Annotated in this window: 11 protein-coding genes; 7 read left to right on the top strand and 4 right to left on the bottom strand. The window is 38.9% G+C overall.

The window, feature by feature from the left end; all coding sequences use genetic code 11:
• Window positions 1-23: 23 nt before the first annotated feature.
• The 3 genes from M2372_RS10940 (at window position 24) to M2372_RS10930 (ending at window position 10,990) form a co-directional block, all read left to right on the top strand.
• A complete protein-coding gene (locus tag M2372_RS10940; protein WP_123319319.1) occupies window positions 24-8,189 on the top strand; it encodes a neuraminidase-like domain-containing protein in 8,166 nt (2,721 codons plus the stop codon).
• Window positions 8,190-8,231: 42 nt separating this feature from the next.
• Window positions 8,232-10,385, top strand: a complete 2,154-nt coding sequence (locus tag M2372_RS10935) for a Hint domain-containing protein (RefSeq protein ID WP_123319318.1) — start codon at window positions 8,232-8,234, stop codon at window positions 10,383-10,385.
• Window positions 10,386-10,450: 65 nt separating this feature from the next.
• The gene (locus tag M2372_RS10930) at window positions 10,451-10,990 is read left to right on the top strand and encodes a hypothetical protein (RefSeq protein ID WP_123319317.1); all 540 of its coding nucleotides are present in this window, start codon (window positions 10,451-10,453) and stop codon (window positions 10,988-10,990) included.
• Between the two features lie 668 nt (window positions 10,991-11,658).
• Here M2372_RS10930 and M2372_RS10925 read toward each other — a convergent pair.
• The 3 genes from M2372_RS10925 to M2372_RS10915 form a co-directional block, all read right to left on the bottom strand.
• Window positions 11,659-12,096, bottom strand: coding sequence for a carboxymuconolactone decarboxylase family protein (locus M2372_RS10925; RefSeq protein WP_123319316.1), 438 nt, complete (start codon window positions 12,094-12,096; stop codon window positions 11,659-11,661).
• A 69-nt stretch (window positions 12,097-12,165) separates the two neighbouring features.
• A complete protein-coding gene (locus M2372_RS10920) occupies window positions 12,166-12,603 on the bottom strand; it encodes a GNAT family N-acetyltransferase (RefSeq protein ID WP_115973692.1) in 438 nt (145 codons plus the stop codon).
• A gap of 81 nt (window positions 12,604-12,684) precedes the next feature.
• Window positions 12,685-14,148 (bottom strand): PLP-dependent aminotransferase family protein, encoded by a 1,464-nt coding sequence (locus M2372_RS10915; RefSeq protein ID WP_185018792.1) that lies wholly within the window; start codon window positions 14,146-14,148, stop codon window positions 12,685-12,687.
• Window positions 14,149-14,224: 76 nt separating this feature from the next.
• Here M2372_RS10915 and M2372_RS10910 point away from each other — a divergent pair, with 76 nt between their 5' ends.
• The 4 genes from M2372_RS10910 (at window position 14,225) to M2372_RS10895 (ending at window position 20,692) form a co-directional block, all read left to right on the top strand.
• Entirely contained in the window at window positions 14,225-14,887 is a 663-nt protein-coding gene (locus M2372_RS10910) for an FMN-dependent NADH-azoreductase (RefSeq protein ID WP_123319314.1), read from the top strand.
• A 79-nt stretch (window positions 14,888-14,966) separates the two neighbouring features.
• Window positions 14,967-16,082, top strand: coding sequence for an efflux RND transporter periplasmic adaptor subunit (locus tag M2372_RS10905; protein ID WP_228455697.1), 1,116 nt, complete (start codon window positions 14,967-14,969; stop codon window positions 16,080-16,082).
• A gap of 14 nt (window positions 16,083-16,096) precedes the next feature.
• Complete coding sequence (locus M2372_RS10900; RefSeq protein WP_123319312.1) at window positions 16,097-19,246, top strand: efflux RND transporter permease subunit; 3,150 nt, start codon at window positions 16,097-16,099, stop codon at window positions 19,244-19,246.
• Window positions 19,247-19,327: 81 nt separating this feature from the next.
• Window positions 19,328-20,692 (top strand): TolC family protein, encoded by a 1,365-nt coding sequence (locus tag M2372_RS10895; RefSeq protein WP_228455696.1) that lies wholly within the window; start codon window positions 19,328-19,330, stop codon window positions 20,690-20,692.
• 250 nt (window positions 20,693-20,942) lie between these two features.
• Here the strand turns inward: M2372_RS10895 and M2372_RS10890 are convergent, their stop codons facing one another.
• A complete protein-coding gene (locus M2372_RS10890) occupies window positions 20,943-23,183 on the bottom strand; it encodes a T9SS type B sorting domain-containing protein (protein ID WP_123319310.1) in 2,241 nt (746 codons plus the stop codon).
• Between the last annotated feature and the right edge of the window lie 34 nt (window positions 23,184-23,217).

Below are 23,217 nucleotides of genomic sequence, written 5' to 3'. Positions count from 1 at the left end.
AAAAAACAGTAAAACTACTACTCATGGAAGTAAAACAACTGATTCATAAATTTTATGAAGTAAATCCGGACATAGATTTGCTAACGGCCAATCTTCATATGGAAGAGACCTTAGCCTCCATAAAGCTACCCAAAACCAAATCTCGTACCACCGCAACCAACATGGTAGAACAGCTCAAACAAGTGGCTCGGGTGGTACGCTTACATCCGGAAGCGCAAACGGGCAATAAATTAACGGCTGATGTGATGGTTACTCTATACGGAAAATTCGATGGATTAAACTCAGCTCACGACATTGCCAGACAAAGCGGAGAAGTATTTGTAAAAGAATATACCGATGCTTTTGGCTGCCCCAAAGTAGCATCGGAGGTATACAGGAGAGCAACTGAAGTAACCAATAATGTGGCCAATCTTACCAATGCCATTTTAAATATGTCGACGCCGCTTTCTAAAGCGATATCGACTTCATCTGTAAGTGAAGAGGTAACCGAGTATTTTACTGGATTGGTAGGCTATCAGGAACTGTTTGGAAGTCTAAACTATTGCGATTGCCCGGAATGTAAATCGGTACTGGGACCAGCAGCCTATTTTGTCGATCTAATGCGTATTGTACAAAAATACATTACAGAACCCAATACCGCTACCATACCCCATGCAAGTACATTGGCTGTAAGACGTCCTGATTTGGGAACGATACCGCTAACCTGCGAAAAAACAAATACAATTGTCCCGTATTTACAAATCATCATTGAACGTTTGGAACAAAGTCTGTCGACCAGTTGGAAAATTTCGGGTACGACCGATTTGTACAAGCAGCTTGCTGCGACGTATTATCCGTTTAACTTACCATTCTTGCAACCGTTAAGCAGCATACGGATTTATCTCGAGGAACTAAAAACAACACTGGCCGAGGTATTTGCCTGCCAACAGCTAACCGGACCGCAATTGGCTGCCGAACAATTGCAAACAACCCTCGAAGGTTGGAATTTGCTTAAAACGGCAACGGTAGATACCGCGAAATTACAAACCTATTTTGGGGTGGCGAAACTGGACGATCTGAATAGCTTTAAAGTCTTTTCTAAACAAACCGATTTACTGGTAACGCAAGTCCAGGATTTACTATACCAAAATTTATCTGGTACCGAAATTACAGCTGGACTAAATACCCAGTTCTTTATCAATAAGGGGTTAACCAAACCGATTGTAGTGGGGAATACTGATTCGGTAAATACCATCGATAACCTGACGCCAACGGCTCTGGATCAGATTAATCGCTATTTGCGCCTTACGTTGCTTAGCGAATGGTCGTTTGATGATCTGGACTGGGCTTTACATGCTTTGAATAACGGAACACCGGAAATTAATGAAAGCATATTACAACTGGTACCAAAATTAGAACAACTGGTTACCCGAATGAATAGCGATGTCGCTACGGTAAGTACCTATTTGTTTGATTTGAAGACTTACGGAATGGGGAACGATCCGGCACAGTCGACAGCACCGTTTGATGTCGTGTTTAATACCGGACAAACCACTTTATACCACCCTAAAAATAGCGCAACGGTAGCCTATCCGCTTAATAAAACCTATCTGGATACGCCACTAAGTTGGGAATATGCTTCCAACAGCGGAAACAATCCGGCCAATGCGGTTCGTGTTGCTTCGGCCTTGGGCGTTTCGCAAAACGATTTGCAGTTGCTGGTTTCGGCTTTATATACGAGTACACCAACTATCGTGTTAAATGTACCAACCATTTCGACCTTGTCGCGTCATGTACGCCTGGCGGGATATTTTAAATTAAGCATCCAAGATTATCTGAGCTTTTTAAGTTTATCGGGAAAAGTACAACTGGTTTTTACAATTGATGAGCTGATGGTACTAATTGACAACAAAGAAACACTGGCTACAGTGACCCGATTAACGTTAGAGGATCTCAATTATACGGTAAATGCGGTTGTATCGCCAACCGTTAACATTTTATACTATCCCGATAAAAGTGAAGCATGGCTTAAAACACTACCGATACTTATTCCGGTATCCGATTCTGAAGACGATCAATTGATCAAACTTTACGAACAGGTTGGTGCGTTCTTCGGTATTCCATCCTCATTGGCGCAATCGGTTTTGGCACTTACTGTTACCAATCCTCTTACTATATTCCTGAATCCCGATACGACCAACGCGATAAAAGCATTAAGTCTAATTTCACGTTGGTTGGTATGGGTAGAAAAAACGGGAGTCAGTCGGGATTTACTCGATAACATTGCTGTCAGTAAAGCGGCTTATGGCATTACCGATACCACAAAACTAACGTTTGCAAATAGCATTGTATTACTTCAGTTCCAGTTTTTTACCGGTATTTATAATGATGTAAACAATCGGTTTTCAGACTACATGACGGCGGTTACCGGCAATAAAAATGATGTTGCCGCTGCGATTTTGTCGGAAGCAACCGGATGGGATAAATCGATAATCACAGCATTATATGCCTTAAAATATACCAATCAGGTCGACCGCCTGTACAGCATGCAGGCCGTTATTACATTGCTTAATAAAACAGGCTTAAACTTGGATGCTTTTCAGGGGTTACTTAGTCTGGCCGGAAAAGGTGTTGCCGACTGGGATAAATTCGTAGCACAGGAAAACAAATTATTAACCGCGATTCAGGCACGATATAATGTAGGAAGCGACTGGAATCAGCTGGCCGTACAAATTGGCGGTAAAACCGCATCAGCCCAAAGAGACGCTCTGATTGGAGCGACTATCTTTGCCCTGCGCTCGGCCGATGCCACTGCCTACATCCAGAATACACGCGATTTACACGACTATTTGCTTATTGATGTGGATATGTCGGATGTAGCACAAATTTCCTATATCAAAGAGGCGCTTAATGCTATTCAGTTGTATATGAACCGTTGTCATTCGAAACTGGAAGCCGGTGTGGTACTTTTACCGATCCCTGAAGTTTGGTGGGAATGGATGATGAATTATCGGGTATGGGAAGCCAACCGCGAAATTTTCCTCTATCCTGAAAATTATCTCGATCCGGCTTTCCGTAGCTCCAAAACCGATCTGTTTAAACAACTGGAAAACGACCTAAAGCAAAACGACATTACCGAAGGCAATGTAACATCGGCTTATATGAAATACCTGGAAGGCTTTGCAGAACTGGCAAAACTGGTTTATGTAGATGCCTATTATTGTAGGGTTTCTGACGATACCCGCGATAATCAGCCGACCTTGTTTTTGTTTGCGCGCACCGCTACCAATCCGTATACCTATTACTATATCACAAGGGAGAGCGAAGGTACCTGGTCGCAATGGATTAAAATTGATCTGGCCATTAATGCCGTACAAATTACACCGGTTTATGCCTTTAATAAGCTGTTCCTATTTTGGGTAGAACAAAGTGTTGCGATCGATAAAACACCGAATACCACTACCGAAAATATTGTGAAGGCCTCGATAAACTATACGTTTTATAATTTCCAGAATCAATGGGTACCGGCACAATCACTGGTAAAAGATTATATTATCGATGTTAGTCCAAGTGCTTATAGAACTGCAAATAATAAACTTTTTCCAGACAATTTCTTCGATCCCAATAGTCTTTGGTGGAATAAAGTATATCCGCTCAAAATACAGCAGGATAGTTTCTGGGAAATTGCCAATGGCGGTAATCGATTTGAACAATTAGTGATTGCCTTCGGCCCAATGATTGATACTACGGTGCAATATCCGCAACCGGTCAATAATCCACCGAATGATTCCAATCCGGCAGTTCAGATTTTTGAAAATCAATTGTTTGAAACAGGGCAAAACTATAATTATGTCTATAACCTGGGTTATAAAGGGCAGTTGCCCTTGTTTAAGCCGATTGTTTTAAACGATAGTCTGGATAGCAGTTATTTGGTAAACCCCGACGAAATCCTGTTTTTCGAAAAAGACAGCGATAAAAGTAACAACCTGTTTACTCCACAAATCGACGCGACATCGGGACAAATGAACCTGATTAGTACTTCCCGTACAATTTACGATAATGATATTGCAGGACAGATTATTACTCCGGCCATTCCAACACCACAAACTTCCTTAACTGACAGTTCTTTTATTTCGACCGATGCCGGTATTAATGCGGCCGGTTCTAAAACGGTTTATAATACGTTGGTTGATTATGGTTATATCGATAATAACGGTATGCTGGGACGTTCTGATTATGCGGAAATGCGCACCGATGTGATGAGCATTTTTGATGGCGATTCTGGTCAGCTTAAAAAGACACAGTTTGTAATGGGAGTCGTAAACAGGGCCAGTGGTTCCCGCTGGTTATCCCAAAATGTACGGAATAAAAATTATGGATTGTTTACGATTAAAAACGCCGTAGGAACCTTTGTTTTTTATGGTGACAAAGAAGCGTTTTTAATGGAAGATCCGGATAAAGATCCGGTATTTATTTCCGATTTGTTGTTTAATGCCGACACCATGTTTTTGGAAACATCGTTCCTTTCCTCGGGCGCCGGTATCGATGCCAGTGGATCCAGCCAGATTTATAATAATCTGATTGATTACGGGTATTTTACAGCCGACGGACAACTGGAACGTGGTACAACAATTAACGATCTGAATAAGGCGCTCAATGAGATGCTGCAAGGACAACCGAATAAAACCGATAAGGTCGATTTGGTTATGGATATATTAACCAATCAACCGCTGTTTTATAATACTGATTTTATTTCTGACAGTGCCGGGATTAATACCAATGGTTCTAAAAATATTTTTGATCAGCTTATGCAGGCCGGGTATCTTGATAAAAACGGCCGTTTAATGACGGATATTGATTTTAATGAGTTAACCGGTGAGCTTTACGATATTCTGAGAGGGCAACCGGATATTGATAAAAAAGTACGTTTTGTGGTACAGGTGTTGTATCAGGCAGAATATCCGTCATCTATCGGATTCTTCCGAAGTTTGAACACCACTCCTTATGCGTGCGAATATAATTTTAAAGCGATACGTCTTACCACGGGAGCTATTCATAACCTTAGTGCCCGTATTTTTTCCGGTGGTGTCGACAAACTGTTGTCGCTCGAGAGTCAATTGATCCCGGTGGATCCGGAATTGCCTTTTAACAGGTTTGGTTTTGAAGAGCCATATGTTATCGCTCCTGAAGCTCCCGATGGCGGACAGGTCGATTTTAACGGGGCGTATGAATTGTATTATTGGGAATTGTTTTTCCATGCGCCCATGTATATTGCCAATTTACTAAAGACAAATCAGGTATTTGATCAGGCTGAAAAATGGTACAAATATATTTACGATCCAACGGCGGCTCCGTATCTGGTAGAGGCAGATTCTTTTGTGTGTGCCACGATAGGAGTTACCGATTCGAGTCGTATTTACCGAGTTTTACTGGACAACAAATGGATTGATAGCGAAGGATATGTGAGCAGTAAATTTACAGCCAAAACAAATCTGGATTCGATTCTTTCTTTCCTTCAGCCGGTACAAATTCAATCGGTAAAAAACGTATTGCTCAACCATCAGGTAGCGCGTGATATTTGCCGCGTATGGCAGTTTAATCCTTTCCGGAACCATACGGTAGCTTCGTTGCTCGAAAACATTACGAACGCCAAACAAATTGCAGCTTACAATCAGTATCCGTTCGATCCGCATGCTATTGCCCGTTTGCGTATTGGCGCCTACGAAAAAACGATTGTAATGCAATATATCGATAATCTGATTAAATGGGGCGACTGGTATTTTTCGCAGTACACCTGGGAGAGTAATACCACGGCGAATATGTTGTACATCTACGCTTATAATTTACTTGGGCCAAAACCGGAGGACCTTGGACCGTGTCAGGCCGAGGATCCTGCGAATTTTAACGACATTGTAGCTCAATATGGCGACAGTATACCTCAGTTTAAAATTACCCTCGAAGATCATGTTGGAAGTGGTTCCAGCGGATTAAATTTCCAACCGTATAACGATATTGATGCTTATTTCTGTGTACCGGAAAATGACAAGCTCGAACAATACTGGGACACTGTTATCGATCGACTTTATAAAATAAACAATAGCTTAAATATTAATGGGATACCGCAACCATTGCAATTATTCGAACCACCTATTGATCCTGGTTTATTGGCACGTGCTGCAGCAAGCGGTGGTAATCCGTTAAGCATTATGACGCAAAATGCGGCTATTCCGGCTTATCGCTTTGAGTATCTTATCGATCGGGTAAAAAATATAGCTTCTACATTAAGTCAGTTGGGATCCGGTTTATTAAACGCACTGGAACGTAAAGACGATTCGGCACTGGCCAAATTACAGGCCACGCAGCAAAATGTGCTGCTTAATCTTAACACAATGATTAAAGAACAGGAGATCGAAGAGGCCAAACAAAACATTGCCGGTTTGCAACAAAATCTGTTAAGTGCTCAAAATCGTGAACAGTTTTACCAACAGCAGTACGACGAAAACCTGAGTGCTCTTGAAATCGCCAGCCTTTCGTTACAAGGCTCGGCCATTTATCCGGAATCGGTTTCGATTGGAATTAACGGAATTTCGGTTGCCGGTTATCTGGCGCCGAATATCTTTGGTTTTGCCGATGGAGGGATGAAGTTTGGAGATGCCATCAGTGCGGGCGCTCAGATTGCACAAACGACTTCGTCTATTTTAAACCAGAGTGCCGGAATTATTGCGACGACTGCTCAGTATAACAGACGACGTGACGATTGGAAGTTGCAACAGCAAACGGCGACCTATGATGTGGCTCAAATTCAGGATCAGATTAATTCGGCTAATGCACAATTACTGATCAACCAGCAGAATCTGGTGATTCATAAAAAAACAATTGATCAGGAGAATACCTATGAACAATTCCTGACGACCCGTTTTACGAATATGGATTTCTATTCGTGGATGATCAGCCGATTATCAACCATTTATTTCCAATCGTATCAGCTTACGCTGGGAATGGCGTTGGCAGCACAATCGGCTTATCAGAATGAGATGAACAGTACCGAACAGTTTATTCAGTTCGATTATTGGGATACGCTTCACAAAGGATTGTTGTCGGGCGAAGCTTTATTATTATCGTTACAACAAATGGAACGCAGTTATGTGTTGAAAAACACGCGTACTTTCGAAATTGAAAAGACGATTTCCTTGCTACAACTGGATCCATTACAGTTTATGGAATTTAAAACAGGACTTCATTCGGGAGTAAAAGGAACACTTCGTTTTAAACTTTCGGAACAGTTGTTCGATTTTGATTTCCCAGGACAGTATCTGCGTAAAATCAAAACTATCTCGGTATCAATTCCTGCTGTAGTAGGACCTTACCAAAATATTAATGCGGTATTGCGACAAACCAAAAATTATACCGTGATGCAACCTAAAATCAATGCGGTTAAATATGTTATGGATCCGGTTAATAATCCCGATCCGGGTAATGTACGTGTAGACTGGATTCCAAACCAGAAAATCGCACTTTCCAAAGGTATGGACGATAATGGTTTGTTTGTGCTCAACTTTAACGACAGCATGTACCTGCCGTTTGAAGGAACAGGTGCTGTTTCGGAATGGGAATTAAACCTGCCGCCGGAAACCAATCATTTCGATTTTAATTCAATATCCGACATTATCGTAAAAATCAGCTATACGGCTTACGAAGATATGGGACAGTTTGCCACCGATGTAAAAAATCAGCTGCAATCCCAGAATCCACCTTATCCGTATCAGGTAGCCAAGCAAATTGTATTGCAACAGGCTTTTAGTGCTAATTGGTATCAGTTTATGCATCCGCAACCGAATCCGGTAACGCAATCGATGCCGTTTAGTTTAACCGATGCTATTGTGCTGCCAAACCTCAAAAAGGTAGCATTACAATCGGTAACAGTGGTGGTGCAAACTCAAAATAATACAACGGTTTCCGATAAACAGGCGGGTAGCTTCTTAACCTTAAAACAAACGGGTAAAAGCGATCTGAGCATTCCGATAACGAATAATGTAGGAACGGTTGCTCTTAGCGGGCCTTTTGAGGCAGAAACAGCAGAACTTCTATTTACGATCGCCAATACACCGGATGAATTGCTTACGGCTGATAAGAAACAACTGGATCCGAACAAATTAAGCGGACTGCTCATTATTATTAACTATACGTCTAACGTATTTACAAAACAATAAAATTTATCATCAACTAAATATTAACCTTTAAACTTAAAAATTATGGCATGGGAAGAATGCGTAACATCAATTAGGGCGAACCTTGACCCTAACGCAAAAGAAGTAAATCAGGTAACCTGGACAGGGCCAAAGGCACAGGTTACAGAAGACAATCTGGAATCCGATAGTTTTTCGGCTAGTAAACCGTTTGCCTTGATTTGTCCGGACCGTCACTGTCAGGATTACGGCGATTTTTCGCCTCAGGCACACGCTTTATGTAACTGTAAAGACGTGAATGGAAATCCAATTCCGGATTGTGTTCCTAAAAATGTACTATATCCTTATCCGAGTGGTGTTTGCTTGAACATCAACAATACATCCGATTATAGTACCAAACGCGGGCGAGCTTGTACCAATCAAGGTAGTAATTATTATCCATTAACGTGTTTCTGTTGTTGTTCGTGTTATGCGAACGGTACCAAAATTGCTGTTCCGACGGGATTCAAAACGATTGAGTACTTTCAAACGGGAGATGAGGTATTAACGGCATCACTGGCAACAGGATCATTGAAATGGAATACCGGAAAAGTGGCGTATAGTATGGGTACCGGGCCAGACGGACATCAGTCGGCCATGGTATATATGCACTATGGTGACGACGATCGTCAGATTATTGTAACTCCGGATCAGTTGTTTTTAATGAGTACCGGAAAATTAAAACGTAGTGATCGTTTGGTTCCGGGTGTGGACGAATTGGTAAATGAGTGGGGCGAGGCAGTGCCGATTCACGAAATCAGTATCGGAGAATATATAGGTGGGGTACACCATATTTCTACTGCTGCTGCCTTCGATGGGGTTATAGACGGACACTTGTTATTGTCGGAAGGTGTTGTTTCGGGCGATTTTACCTTACAGGCCAATTCGGGTCAACTTATCGATATGGGTGCAATGGAAGATCATAAAGAATTGCCTAAAATCGGTTCGGAAGAATACGAGAAAAAGTATTCGCAATTATCGAAAGAATACTATGGTGTAATGCATATTACGGCATTAAGCGACGGAAAAAGAGAAAAAGTACAACGTCCACAAAAATTCTATCTGCATGGCGAACGTTCGATCAATGTTCCGAATACAGCAGCAGCGTATCTGGACGATGCTCAGGCAGCAGACGTGTACAACAATGCACCGCGTTGGAGTTTTGAAGATATTGGAATGAACAGCTCGCTAATAAAATATGTACTGCGTCTGTTTAAAGGGTTTTTCCCGGAAATCAATTTCTATTATGATCAGTCAAACGTAACGCCTAATGCATATGCTTTTGTGCTGATGGATATGCAATACATTGTGTTAACGGGTGGTTTAACGCGTTTAAAAGGAATGGAACAGGAAGGATTATCGTTTATATTGGCGCATATGATTTCGACGCTTCAAAAATCGAATCCGACTGGGGCTAATGGCTGGACTTCTGTGGCTATGGCCGATTATTACAGTATAGGTTTCCTAATGGATGTTTATTTCGGGAACAATTTCGGAACCATGTACAATCCTGGAATTAAACAATTGGATACTTCGTTGTTTAAATATATTTCGCCCGAAAATCAGGCGTATATAAACGATCCGTATCAGCCTACAGTAGATACGCGTTTCGACGCACTGGATGCAGGTAAAGCAATGGATTTCCCACCTGATGGAATTGGTGGCCCAACAGCCGGTGGATTGAAAGTTGTAAATGTTAAAGCATTTCCGCCAATGGTAGGGGCGTTTAGTTTTGTGAATCAGGATATTGACGAAGCGGCATCGGAAGACGCATTCCATTTGTTGGTACAAAACAAAGTGGTGACTGCTGATGGTGAGGTTTCTCCGGACTTTACAGTGAATACCGACCTAAACTTTTTATTCCCTCATGTTTCGGATGAAAATCAACGCAGCATGATGATCGAACAGGTTCGCAGTAGTCTGATTCACGCGATGGGACTTATTCAATTGGAATTTAACGATCTTGTCAATCCGGCTTCGGCTTCCAGCTACCACGATTTTACACTCGATCCGGATGCCCGTATCGGTAGTGTTGTGGCAAAAACCAATATTCCTGTGGTGGAAATTGCTGCCGAAATTAAACGTGGTGTTAAATATACGTTGACTGCATCTACGAATGTTCGTTCGTTTAACGGATCAACAATTGATTTACAACAACGATCTATTTCTTTTGAAATCTAAAAGAGAGGATTACTATCGCTGCCGGTAATCTTGCCGGCAGCGATTTTAACTAAAAACCTGAATCTATGGAATTGAATGAACTAAAAGAAATGACCGACATTAGCGAGGCTTGTGTGCGGTTTAGCGAAATTTTGGGATCGTCGAAACCTGTTCCGGACGGTGTGTTGTATGCTGCACTTGAGGATGAGGATTATGCACGGAATTTATTACTAGCTCGTAGAAGTCCTGAATTGATGGATATGCTATTCGCCCAACGGACCCAATACAGTCCGAAAACAGTTGTTCCACAAGAAGAAAAGCAAAGCGGCTATACCAACCTGCAATTGCTTGAAAAGTTAGGGAAATCGATGTGGAAATGGGGTTTGGTTGGTTTTTCTACCGTGACGGAAGAGGTTTATAACAAACGACTGGCGGCCTGTGCTTCGTGTGATCAATTAGAAGAAGCCCCAGATCAATTGGTGTATAAAATCAGCTTAAAGAAAAATGAAGATAAACGCACCTGCAAAACCTGTGGCTGTGTTGTGGCCAGGAAAGCAAGGTTAACAAACGATACCTGTCCCCGGGAAGATTCCGGAAACCCCGGATTTAATCGTTGGGGTGAGTAAATACCATCCCTGCAAAGATTCTTTGCAGGGATGGTATTTTTAATCGATATAAATCGAAAAATACAGATTATTTAATAAAAAAGTATTTTTCTCTCCGCCAATTGGGAAACTAAAACAAAAAAATCCAGAAAATCTTGAATTTACAGGAATTGAATATCGAACTACCAGAGTAAATTCTGTATTAAGTAGTATGCTTCTTGTAACCAATAAGTTAAGTTATGTGAATAATAAGGAAAATGATAAGAAGATAGCTTATTCCTGTTTGGTAGCCCCAACAGTTGATTTTTCGAATTTTTTTAAAAGAATATTTATTGCGAATAGAAAGTATATATGAATATTTTGATTCTAGAGATAAGGCGTTTTGATTTCAAAATTTATATAAATGTCCCGTCCTGAAATAAGTTGAAAGTTAATCAACTTATTATGAAAGATCAAGAATTAAAAAGTGAAAAATAAAGACAAAGAGACTACAGTATTGGCTTTATATTAAGGGCAGTTTCTCAGGTGGAAAATGGCAGTTACGCCTATAAACAAGCCCAAAAGAAAAGGAGTATGATATAAACGAATTTCTCCCAAAAGATACCCTCCAATTATTCCGTTTACTTTTGTTTTTTGAAAATTAGCACATGTGTATTATCATTTTTTGGATATTTAATTTACTGCCTGAATTAATCTAAAGGTTTATGAGTACTGATTGCGACTCTGTTCCATGCATTAATGGTAATAATAGCCATCATAATCAGGCCAATATATTCTTCTCGAAACAACTGGGCTGCCTTTTCATAAGTATCCTGAGATAATCCATTTTTACTGATCAGTGTTATTTCTTCCGTCATTGCTAAAATAGTACGTTCTTCTTCTGAGAATAAATCTGTTTCTCTCCATGCGTTTAACAGGAAAATACGTTGGGCAGTTTCTCCCTGATTAATGGCATCATGAGTATGTAAATTGAGGCAGTAAGCACATCCATTTATTTGGGAAGCTCTGATCTTTATAAGCTCAAGATGAGTTTTGTCTAATTCCGAATTTTGGATGGAATTATCTAATGCCATAATTCTTTTATAAACAGCAGAAGATACACTGGATAAATCAATTCTTTTTTTCATATTTCAAATTTTTAGTTCGTATAATGTATTACTGTCTTAATAACAGCCACAATGCAAGGCGGGCAGAAATTATTTTAAATAGGAATGTAAATGCACCGCTGAAAGTTTAAAACCATTTTTAAAGTATAATTTTTGGGCGGTATGATTATCAAAACCCGTGTCTAAAGTGATGGAATCCATGTTTTTGTACTCTGCTACTGTTCTGACGTGTGATAATAACTGGCTGGCAAGCCCTCTGCCTCTATAACTTTCCAAGGTACATAAATCATCAATGTAAATCATGTTTCCACTGTGCAGCGTAGTCATGATACGATATCCAATAAAAGCAATCACTTTCTCATGATCAAAAATGCCCATTAAAGTATATTTTTCATTCGAAACCATTTCAGCTATAATATCAGACCATCTGTCTTTATTTAAATGAGGTCTGAGGACCAGAGCAACTTCTAAACACTGCTGAATTTCTGAATTTGACTCAATAGGCTTAATTTCATAAGTATTTTGCATGTCTTATTTTTTGGTAAAATTAAAACACATCGGAAACAACTAAGCATACCAGATTCATAATACTATATAGCCCAGATTCAATTACCGGATCGTTTTTTTTAAGATAGAAACTGCTTCAGACATCTCTTTTTCATCTAGTGATGCAAACCCCAGTCTAAGTCCATTGGTAGAAAATAATTCATTCTTATAAAACAAACCGTTGTCAATATAAAGTCCTTTTTTTAAGGTATTTTCTGCCAGTTTTATGAGATCGATATTATGATCAAAAACAGACCATACTGCGAGCCCTCCCTCAGGAACTTTAAATTCTATTTCATTTGAAAAATGGATCTTTAACAATTCGCAAAACATATCTCTGCGCTGTTTGTAAATCTTTAGCGCTTTTCTATAATACCGGTTCATCTCTCCCTGATTAAATAACAAGGCAAAAGCTTCTTCTAAGATGGTATCTCCCTGTCTGTCTATAAGTTCCCTTAGAGCAGTGGCTGAGTGAATAAAATCGGAAGGTCCTGTCATAAAACCTATTCTTAGAGCTGGGGCAAAGGTTTTAGTAATAGATCCTAAGTAAATTACATTTTCATTGTGGTCTATACTGGCCAGTGGTAAAAATGGTTTATTGGTATAATGAAAATCAAAGTCATAATCATCTTCAATAATTGCAAATTTATTTTCCTTAGCAAGCTTCAGAAATTTTAATCTGCGCTCCATACTTAGTGTAACTGTAGTTGGGCTGTGATGATGGGGAACTAAATAGACTGCTTTTATCTTTTTTTTCTTAAGTACTTGCTCCAGATAATCTGGATCCATACCATATTCATCGACTGGAATTCTGAGAAGCTTAGCTCCGGTTTGTTTAAAAATTTCATCCGCAGTAGAGTAGTTTGATATACCTACTGCTATTAGATCCCCTTGTTCAAGAAGTAACTGGGCTGACAAATAAATCCCCATCTGACTGCCTTTAGTAATCAACATATCATCAACTTCCACATTTAATCCTCTGGTAGTAGAAAGATATTTACACAATGATTCTCTTAAATGTTCTGAGCCTTTTGCATTCCCGTATTTTAAGAAATTACGGCCATAGAATTTTCTGGAAATACTTCTGTACTCACGCATTAATTCATCTATAGGAGCAAGCCGGACATCCGGAAATCCGTCATCTATCGCTAATTGGGGTTTTTGAAAATTCTTGCTAAGAATTGAATGACTGAACTTATTGGTCCATATAAATGCATCATGCTTTATTTCTTTATTTTTTACATTATGAGTTTTCTTTTGGGTAAGAACAGGAAGACTGGATAAGACGTATACTCCTTTCCGCTCTACAGATTCTGTCCAGCCCTGACTGATTAATTCCTCATATGCTAATTTGATGGTATTACGGTCCACACCAATCAAAAGAGCAAGATTACGGGTGCTGGGTAACATTTCAGAGGGCTGCAAAGTACCATCAGTAATTAATGATATAAAGTAATTACATATTTGAATGTATAGAGGTATAGAGGAGGCTCTGTCAATTTGAATTAAGGATTTGTAGGGTAACATCTGGGCTGTATGTTTTATATTAATTGGCATACAAATGTAAGCCAATATCCCGCTATTTTTGTAAAAAAATTACATAATGGATTCACAAAACAAGGAACTGAAAAACTTGTTAGTTATCAATTCGAGTGCAAGAACTGCGGGATCTCAAAGTAGAAAGTTGGCAGAAACCCTTATCAATTATTGGAAAAACAAACAAATAAATTATAAAATTCATATTCGGGAACTGGGAAACCAAAACATTCCTCATATAACGGAGGAATGGATAAGTGCTGCATTTAAACCTTTAGCAAATAGAAACCAAGAGGAAGTTAATGCATTAAAGAGAAGTGATGAATATATTACAGAGTTAAAGGATGCAGATATCATTGCTATTGCTTCACCCATGTACAACTGGTCAATACCAAGCAGCCTGAAAGCTTATATCGATCAGATTGTACGGGTTAACGAAACCTGGAAATACAATCCTGATAATATTCAAAATCCATATATAGGTCTTTTAGAAAATAAAAAGGTCATTTTATTACTTACAAGAGGATCTCAGGGTTATGAAAAAGGGAGTTATAATGAACATATTGATTTTCAAACCAATTATCTGAAAAGAGTTTTCAATGTGATGGGAATCTCTGATATTCATGTGGTACATCTTGATGGTGAAGCAAATGATAAAGAAGAGTACAACTTAGCAATCAATTCGGCACATCAAAGAATTATTGACCTCATAGAAACAAAACTCTCCTAATCGTTCAAAATTAGAGTCTATTAAATTAAAGAATAAACATTCTTTAATCGGTTTTATATGTCAATTTATAATGGTAAAAATGAATATAGTAAAAAAGTGGTTAGCGCTGTCCTCATTAATTTTTCTGGCTGCGTGTCAAAAAAAAGAACCGGAGGCCGTAAAAGAAGCTGTTGCCTTCTATCCAACTCTTTCTATTGCAGGGGAGGAGGCTGTAGTATATAATGATTATCCGGTAGTGCTTCAGGGGAAAAAAGATGTTGAATTAAGACCTAAGATTGATGGTTTTATAGAAGCAATATTGGTGGATGAAGGACAGAAAGTGAAAAAAGGGCAGGTATTGTTTCGTATTTATGCACCTCAGTTTAAAGAAGAGAATGTAGCAGCCATCGCAGGTTTAAGCCGTGCCGAAGCAGAATTAAAAGATGCTGGAATGAAAGTGAAAAAAGTGAAGCCTCTGGTAGAAGAAAGTATCATTAGCAATTATGAATTAGAATCAGCTCAATATAATTTAAAAAGTAAAGAAGCTCTTTTCAAAGTGGCCAAATCAAACCTGAGCAATACAGAAGCAAATGTGAGATACACCCAAATTGTAGCCCCATTTGACGGAGTGATAGGGCTAATTCCTTTTAAAGAAGGTGCTCTTGTAAGCAGCAGTTCCATAAAACCACTCACTGTCATATCTGATATTTCATCTATTCATACTTATCTGTCGATGAACGAGAAGCAATTTTTTGATTTTACTCAACAAACATTCCATGGAAGTTTACAGGAACGGATAGATCAATTGCCTCAGGTGAGTTTGATTTTAGCAAACGAAACTGAATATTCTCAGAAAGGAAAAATTACAAGCGTTAGCGGACAGTTTGATCCTTTAACCGGGAGTATCAATTTTAGAGCAGTTTTCAACAATAAAGAAGGGGTATTGCGAAGTGGTAACAGTGCCAGGGTGCGGGTATTTGAGAAAATTAATAATGCGGTTTTGGTTCCACAAAAAGCAACGTTTGATTTGCAGGGAAAGAGATTTGTGTATGTTGTTGGAAGTAATGCTGTTGTGAAAAGCAGGGAAGTCCGGATTATGGAAAAAGAGCCCTCCGGTCAGCAATATATTGTTACATCAGGATTAAATACTGGCGATAGAATAGTGAGTGCAGATATTGGAGGCTTGAAAGATGGAGTAAAAATTAAATTAAAATAAGGCGAGAGTAGATTATGTTGAAGAAATTTATTGAAAACCCCATATTATCAGCTGTAATATCCATTATTATAGTGATCCTGGGGATCTTAGGATTGTCTACACTGCCTATGACACAATATCCTGATATAGCCCCCCCAACAGTGAAAGTAACGGCTAATTATCAGGGAGCCAATGCGGCGGCAGTAATGAAAAGTGTGATTACCCCATTAGAAGAACAGATTAATGGAGTAGAACAAATGGCATTTATGACTTCAAAGGCGAGTAATGATGGTTCTGCTGAAATTACAATTACCTTTAATCAGGGTGCCGATCCTTCAATGGCTGCTGTGAACGTACAAAACCGTGTTAATCAGGCGATGAGCCAACTTCCGGAAGAAGTAGTAAAACAAGGGGTTTCTACCACAAAAAAGCTGGCCACTGAAGTATTTAGTTTTATGCTTTATAGTGAAGTTCCGGAGTATGACGAGATGTTTTTAGAAAACTATACCCGTATTAACCTTACTCCCCAATTAAAACGGATAAGTGGTGTAGGCGATGTAGCTGTGGTGGGAAATAGTGAATACAGTATGCGTATTTGGTTAAAACCCAATGTGATGGCGGCCTATAGTCTAACTCCTACAGATATTATTACCGCTTTAAAAGAGCAGAATGTAGAAGCTGCACCGGGAAAAATAGGTGAGAACAGCAAGCAAAGCTTTCAATTCACATTGAAATATACCGGACGTCTGGAAACCCCAAAAGAATTTGGAAATATTGTTATCCGTGCGTTGGGCAATGGAAAAACACTCTACCTAAAAGATATAGCCGAAATAGATCTGGGAGCCTTTTCTTACGAAACAACACAGACTGCATTTGGTCATCTGGGAACCTATATCGCAGTGAACCAGACAGCAGGATCTAACGCTTATGATATCATTAAAGCCTGTGAAGAAAAACTGAAAGAAGCCGAGAAAAATTTTCCAACAGGAGTTAAATTGGTAATTTATACCAATTCAAATGATTTTCTGTTAGCTTCCATCAGTAAACTTATTTATACACTTATTGAAGCTTTTGTTTTAGTATTTATAGTCGTATTAATATTTTTACAGGACTGGCGTTCTACCTTAATATCAGCCATTACTGTACCTGTGGCCATTATCGGAACATTCTTTTTCTTAAACCTGTTTGGCTTTACGATCAACTTATTAACTCTATTTGCTTTAGTATTATCCATTGGGATTGTTGTAGATGATGCCATCATTGTGGTGGAAGCTGTACACGCTAAATTACATGGAGGATCCACAACAGTAAAGAAAGCTACGATCAATGCAATGAATGAACTATCTACCGCAATTATCTCTATTACTTTGGTGATGGCTGCAGTATTCGTCCCCGTTACATTTATTAAAGGTTCTGTAGGAGTATTTTACAAAGAATTTGGTATCACACTCGCAGTAGCTATATTAATTTCAGCAGTTAATGCCCTCACACTAAGCCCGGCTCTTTGTGCTCTTCTGTTAAAACCGGAATCAGATAGTCATCCCGAGAAGAGAGGTTTTTCTGAACGAATGAAAGTAGCCTTTAACAGCAGTTTTGACCGTATGACTGATCGCTATGTGGATGTTTTAAAATTTCTGAATAAACGGTTGTGGCTAGCACTGGGAGCGGTAGTGGTCTTTGCAGGAATATTTATTTACTTAAGCAAGACAACCCCAACAGGATTTGTTCCCAATGAAGATAGTGGATTCATTTATGGAAACGTAATTATGCCGCCTTCTACCTCTTTACAGGAAACCGTTCGTATAGCAGATCAAATTGATAGTATAACAGCAACAATCCCACAGTTAGGAATGAGAGCTCGCTGGGTGGGAGGGGATTTCTTCAGTGGGAAAGGAAGTTCCTATGCCGCTCAGTATGTCAAGTTAAAACATTGGAATGAGCGTAAAGACAAACGAGATGACTCACAGACTATTGTTCAGGAACTTTTTAAAAAAACAGCGCATATTAAAGGAGCCAATATTGTATTTTTTGCAGCTCCCACTTTGCAGGGATTTGGTAATAATTCAGGGTTTGAATTGCAAATGCAGGATAAAACAGGGGGAGATTACAAGAAATTCGAAGAAGTAATGGGAAAATTCATAAAAGAATTAAGCCAACGTCCCGAAATTATGTTTGCAACAACATCATTTAATACAAATTTCCCACAATATGAAGTTTCTGTGAATGTGGTTAAAGCAAAAGAATCCGGGGTAAGTGTTACAGAGATTCTGACCACTTTACAAGGATACTTAGGTGGTGTGTATGCTACTAATTTTAACCGGTTCGGAAAGCAGTATAAAGTAGTTATTCAGGCGGCGCCAAATTTTAGAGAAAATAAAGAAGCAATTGATGGGCTGTATGTAAAAAACAGCGAAGGTACTATGACGCCTATTACTGCTTTTATTAATCTAAAGAAAGTTTATAGTCCTGAATTTTTGACCCGATTTAATTTGTTTAATTCTGCGATGGTTAATGGAGCTCCTAATGAAGGATATAGCTCGGGAGATGCAATTAAAGCGATTGAAGAAGTAGCAACAACCCTTCCAAAAGGATATGGATTTGAATACTCAGGACTTTCAAGAGAAGAAAGGACAAGTGGTAATCAGACAGTCATTATTTTTATTCTATCTATAGTGTTTGTGTATTTCTTATTAAGTGCCCAGTTCAAGAGTTTTATCCTTCCGCTGGCAGTATTGTTTTCATTACCTATTGGTTTAGCAGGTGCATTTATCTTTGCTCAGTTATTCGGGATAGATAATAATATTTTTTTACAGATCAGTTTGATTATGCTTATTGGTCTTTTGGCAAAAAATGCTATTCTGATTATTGAATTTGCACTTCAGCGAAGACTACAGGGACAATCTATAATAGAAGCAGCTATAGAAGGAGCTCGTGCCCGGCTAAGACCAATCCTGATGACATCGCTGGCTTTTATCTTTGGATTATTGCCTTTGATGCTGGCTTCTGGTGCAGGTGCATTGAGTAATAAATCAATCGGAACAGCCGCAGTAGGTGGTATGCTGATAGGTACCATCATAGGAGTATTGGCTATTCCAGCTTTATTTGTTGTGTTTCAATCTATTCATGAAAGAATAATCGGAAAACCTGCATTGGTTTCAGATGAAGTTCTCAATCCAATAAATTAATTAAACATTCCAAAGAGATGGGATGGCCATTTCTTTGGAATATAGTATTACGAAAGAATGAAAATATATCTTAAACTATTAATGACTCTATGTATTACAGGGGTACTGGTTTCATGCAGCCCGGGTAAAGTTTATCAATTTAAGAAAGAGGTCAATGAACCTTTATATAGAGAAATGAACCAGACAGATACCGTTAGTATTGCACAAATGGGCTGGCAGGAGTTCTTCTCAGATGCTGATTTAAAAAACTTAATCCAATCTGGTTTACAAAACAATCTAGATTTGAAAATGGGTATACAGCGTATTGAGATCGCTCATTCGATGTTAAAACAGTCTAGAGCTGCATTTTTACCTGAAGTAAGTGGAGGCGGAGGAATTAAACAATCGAAAATGTCATATCCGCAGGGTCTTGGAAATAGTAAGAATACTGCTTTATATGATGTATATGCTAATGCTTCCTGGGAAATAGATATATGGGGCAAATTGGCAAGTAACAAACGGGCTTTCCTCTACAGGCTTATGCAGTCTGAGTCTATGCAGCGAGCTGTACAAACACAAATAGTGGCACAAATAGCAGACTATTATTATCAACTTTTAACCTTGGATAAACAGCAGGTTATCTTAGAAAAAACTATTGAAAATAGGGAACTGGATGTAAAAACAATGAATAGACTAAAAGAGTCCAATATAGTTACTGGAGCTGCTGTGGTACAGAGTGAGGCCAACTACTATGATGCCCAAGCTGATTTACCCCGTATTAAAAGACAGATAAGAGAAGTAGAAAATGCCATAAATGTATTGCTGGGGCAAGCAGCCCAGCCTATAATCCGGGGAAGTTTAGATCATCAAAAAGCCCACTACAATTTGAATGTAGGAGTGCCCTCACAGTTATTAGCGAATAGGCCTGATGTACATGCTATGGAGCTTGAAGTGGCTTCTTATTTTGAAGAGATCAACATTGCTCAGCGAGCTTTTTATCCCTCGTTGACAATCACTGCATCAGGTGGTTTCTCCAGTTTTGAGTTGAAAGATTGGTTTTCCTCTACAGGTTTTTTTGCCAATATTGCGGGAGGTCTGATTCAGCCTATTTTTAACAAGCGGCTCAACAAAACTCGTTTAGAAATTGCCCAGGCTAATTATCGGGAAAAAGTATATGATTTTCAAAAAGCTCTCATTACTGCAGGACAGGAGGTGTCGGATGCTTTGTATAGTTATGAATCTGCAACAGAGCAGGAACAGAAACGTATGGTGCAAATAGATAAACTTAGTTTAGCCGTTGATTATACCAAAAAGTTGTTGGTCTATCATTCGTCAACGAATTATACTGATGTATTGACCTCCGAACAGGCTTACCTGAGTTCTCAAATACAACTGACTAATGATCAGTTATTAAAATGGCGTTCAGTTATTAAACTTTATCGTTCATTAGGTGGTGGTGTGAGATAATTTAGTTTTTCTAAAAAGTAACGTATATTGCCTGTATAAAGCCATACTTATTTTTAGACTTATTCGGACTTACAAAAAATAGCGCCACTTTAAAAGAAGTGGCGCTATTTGGCTGTTTGTGACCAAGACGAACGTATCTTCAAACACGTTTATTGATGACTTGATAGATTTGAGCCTATCAAGAAATAATTTTATAATCGTAATAGGAGACTTGTTCTATACTGATTAATAATAATGAGTTAAAACCAGTTTAATCTCTGTTTTTAACAAGAATCCATCCGGAAAATTTGATTTCTGTATTTTTCTTCAAAGGTTCTTCCCAGGAAACATAGTACCAGTAGGAATGCGTGGGAACTTTTCTTCCCTGAATGGTCCCGTCCCAAGTGAAATTATTAAAGCGTTTTCCTTCAAAAATTCTATTGCCATATCGGTCATGAATATCAAATTTCAGGTTCGTTTTATATGCTAATGCAGAATAGTTGATGGTGTCGTTATACCCATCTCCATTAGGAGTGATAACATTGATAAGATTAGGAATTGTAACATTGATGTGTATAGGTTGGCAATTATATGCATCTTTCACATAAAAATCATTTTCTCCTCTGATAAGATTAAAGAATGTGTCAGAATCCTGCCATTGGATGCTATCCAAAGAATAACGATAGGGAGGATGCCCACCTTTTACTTCTATTACTGCACTGTTGCCTGTAATCTGAATTTGTTTGATTACCGGTGTTTCTGCTGCTATTATTTTTACTTCCTGTCTTATGGTGCAGTCACCGGTTTTCAAGTCAACCCAATATACACCAACACCAACGTTGGAAATACTTTGGGTAGTGGCTCCTGTGCTCCATAAGTAAGAAGTAAAACCAAAACCGGAATCTAATGTAGTCTGATCTTCCATACAGATGATTTTATCTTTTAAAATAGTGGAAAATACCGGCGGAATAACTGTAAGCGTTATCTTTGCAATACTGCCACACCCGTTGTTATTGATTACTTTGATATAAGCCAATCCATTTGGTGAAACATAATCTGAGGGATTGGTAATTTCATTAGTTTCTAAAAGAGCATCATTATAATTGGCAAAATATTTTTTACTGATTCCTGCTTCAGTGGTAACTACAGCATTTGTCAGGTTAAAGCTTCCTGTTGTCGTATTCTGGATAGAACATGCTTTGATGGAAGTATCATTCACAAGGGGAACAGGATAAAAATTTAATGTAATTTTAGCAATCCCCACGCAGCCCGATGGGGTACTGATTTTTACAAATAGATCTTTCTGTTCTGATGAATATGCCCCGGGGTTTGTAATTTCATTTGTACCGGTATTCAGATCAGCCAGGGAAGAATAGTACTGGTACTGAACATTATTGAGCGATGTTACGTTAGCCAGAGAAAGATTAAAAACTGCTCTTCCGTTGACAGGACATCCATAAAGAACCGTATCTGTTGCCTCCACATCTTTTGGAGTCAATATGATTTTTGCATCAGGATTGTCACAGAAGGTTCCGCTATTGTCTTTCACTATAAGATTTATAGTAGTATCAGAGGTAAAAGAAAAAGCGGTGGGATTACTCACTGGTGTACCATTCACACTGTAGGAAAATGTATAATTGCTGACATTGCTTACAAACTGAGAATTATATGTTGTAAGATCAACTGTTGCTATTCCTGAAACAGCATTCACACAGGTTTCAGATGGCGTTATTGTGTTTTGAAGAAGAGGAACTTTATCTACATATACTTTAACATTTTTTATTGAATGCCTTGCGCTGGCAGCACCGGTAGAAGCTGAAAATCCGAAATATCCTTGTGTCATACCTGCAGCCCCTCCTGAAGGAGATAAAGACTGATTGACTACCATTGTATTATCAATTTTGATAGTAATAATCCAATTAACAGGATTAGTGGGATCAATTTGCCCGTTCACTTCTACATGTCTGTAATTACTACCTGTAAAGGGAATTGTGGAGATAAGATCAGGAGTATGATAAGTACTTCCTAAGGTATTATTAAATTCTATATTGGATCCGTTAGGATTTGTACCATACAGAACATGCACTTTACTCATTTGTCCTTCTGTACTGTTATTGAAAATATCAAAGGCTACCATAAGGCCACTGGCATTTCCGGGAATTCCAAGCCCTCCTCCCTGTACATAAGAAGCAGGTGGATTGGCAAGATACCAAAATGCAAATCCATCTCCCTTTCCATAACTGCTGGTGCCGTTTCCGTCTATTCTGAAATCAAATTCCACTTTCCATTTGTCACAATACTTCAGATTAATAGGATCATTGAGCTTAATTCCGCCCACCTGACTAATTTGATCGGCTGTAAGCTGAATAAAATCTGTGTTTACGACAGCAGAAGGAACCAGGCTCCAGCCATTAGTATTTACTGGATTGCCTGAAAGTTGATAGGTTTGTGCATATATGATATTACACAAGAACAAGAGGGTTGCAGTAGCTGTTTTTATACTATTCTTCATAACTTAATTTCTTACCAGGAAAAAACAAAAGGCC

The organism is Chryseobacterium sp. BIGb0232, from assembly GCF_024810195.1.
In the GTDB taxonomy this organism is placed as follows: Bacteria; Bacteroidota; Bacteroidia; order Flavobacteriales; family Weeksellaceae; genus Chryseobacterium; species Chryseobacterium pennae.
Note: the sequence above shows the minus strand (reverse complement) of the source record. Positions and strands in the feature narration are given on the sequence as shown.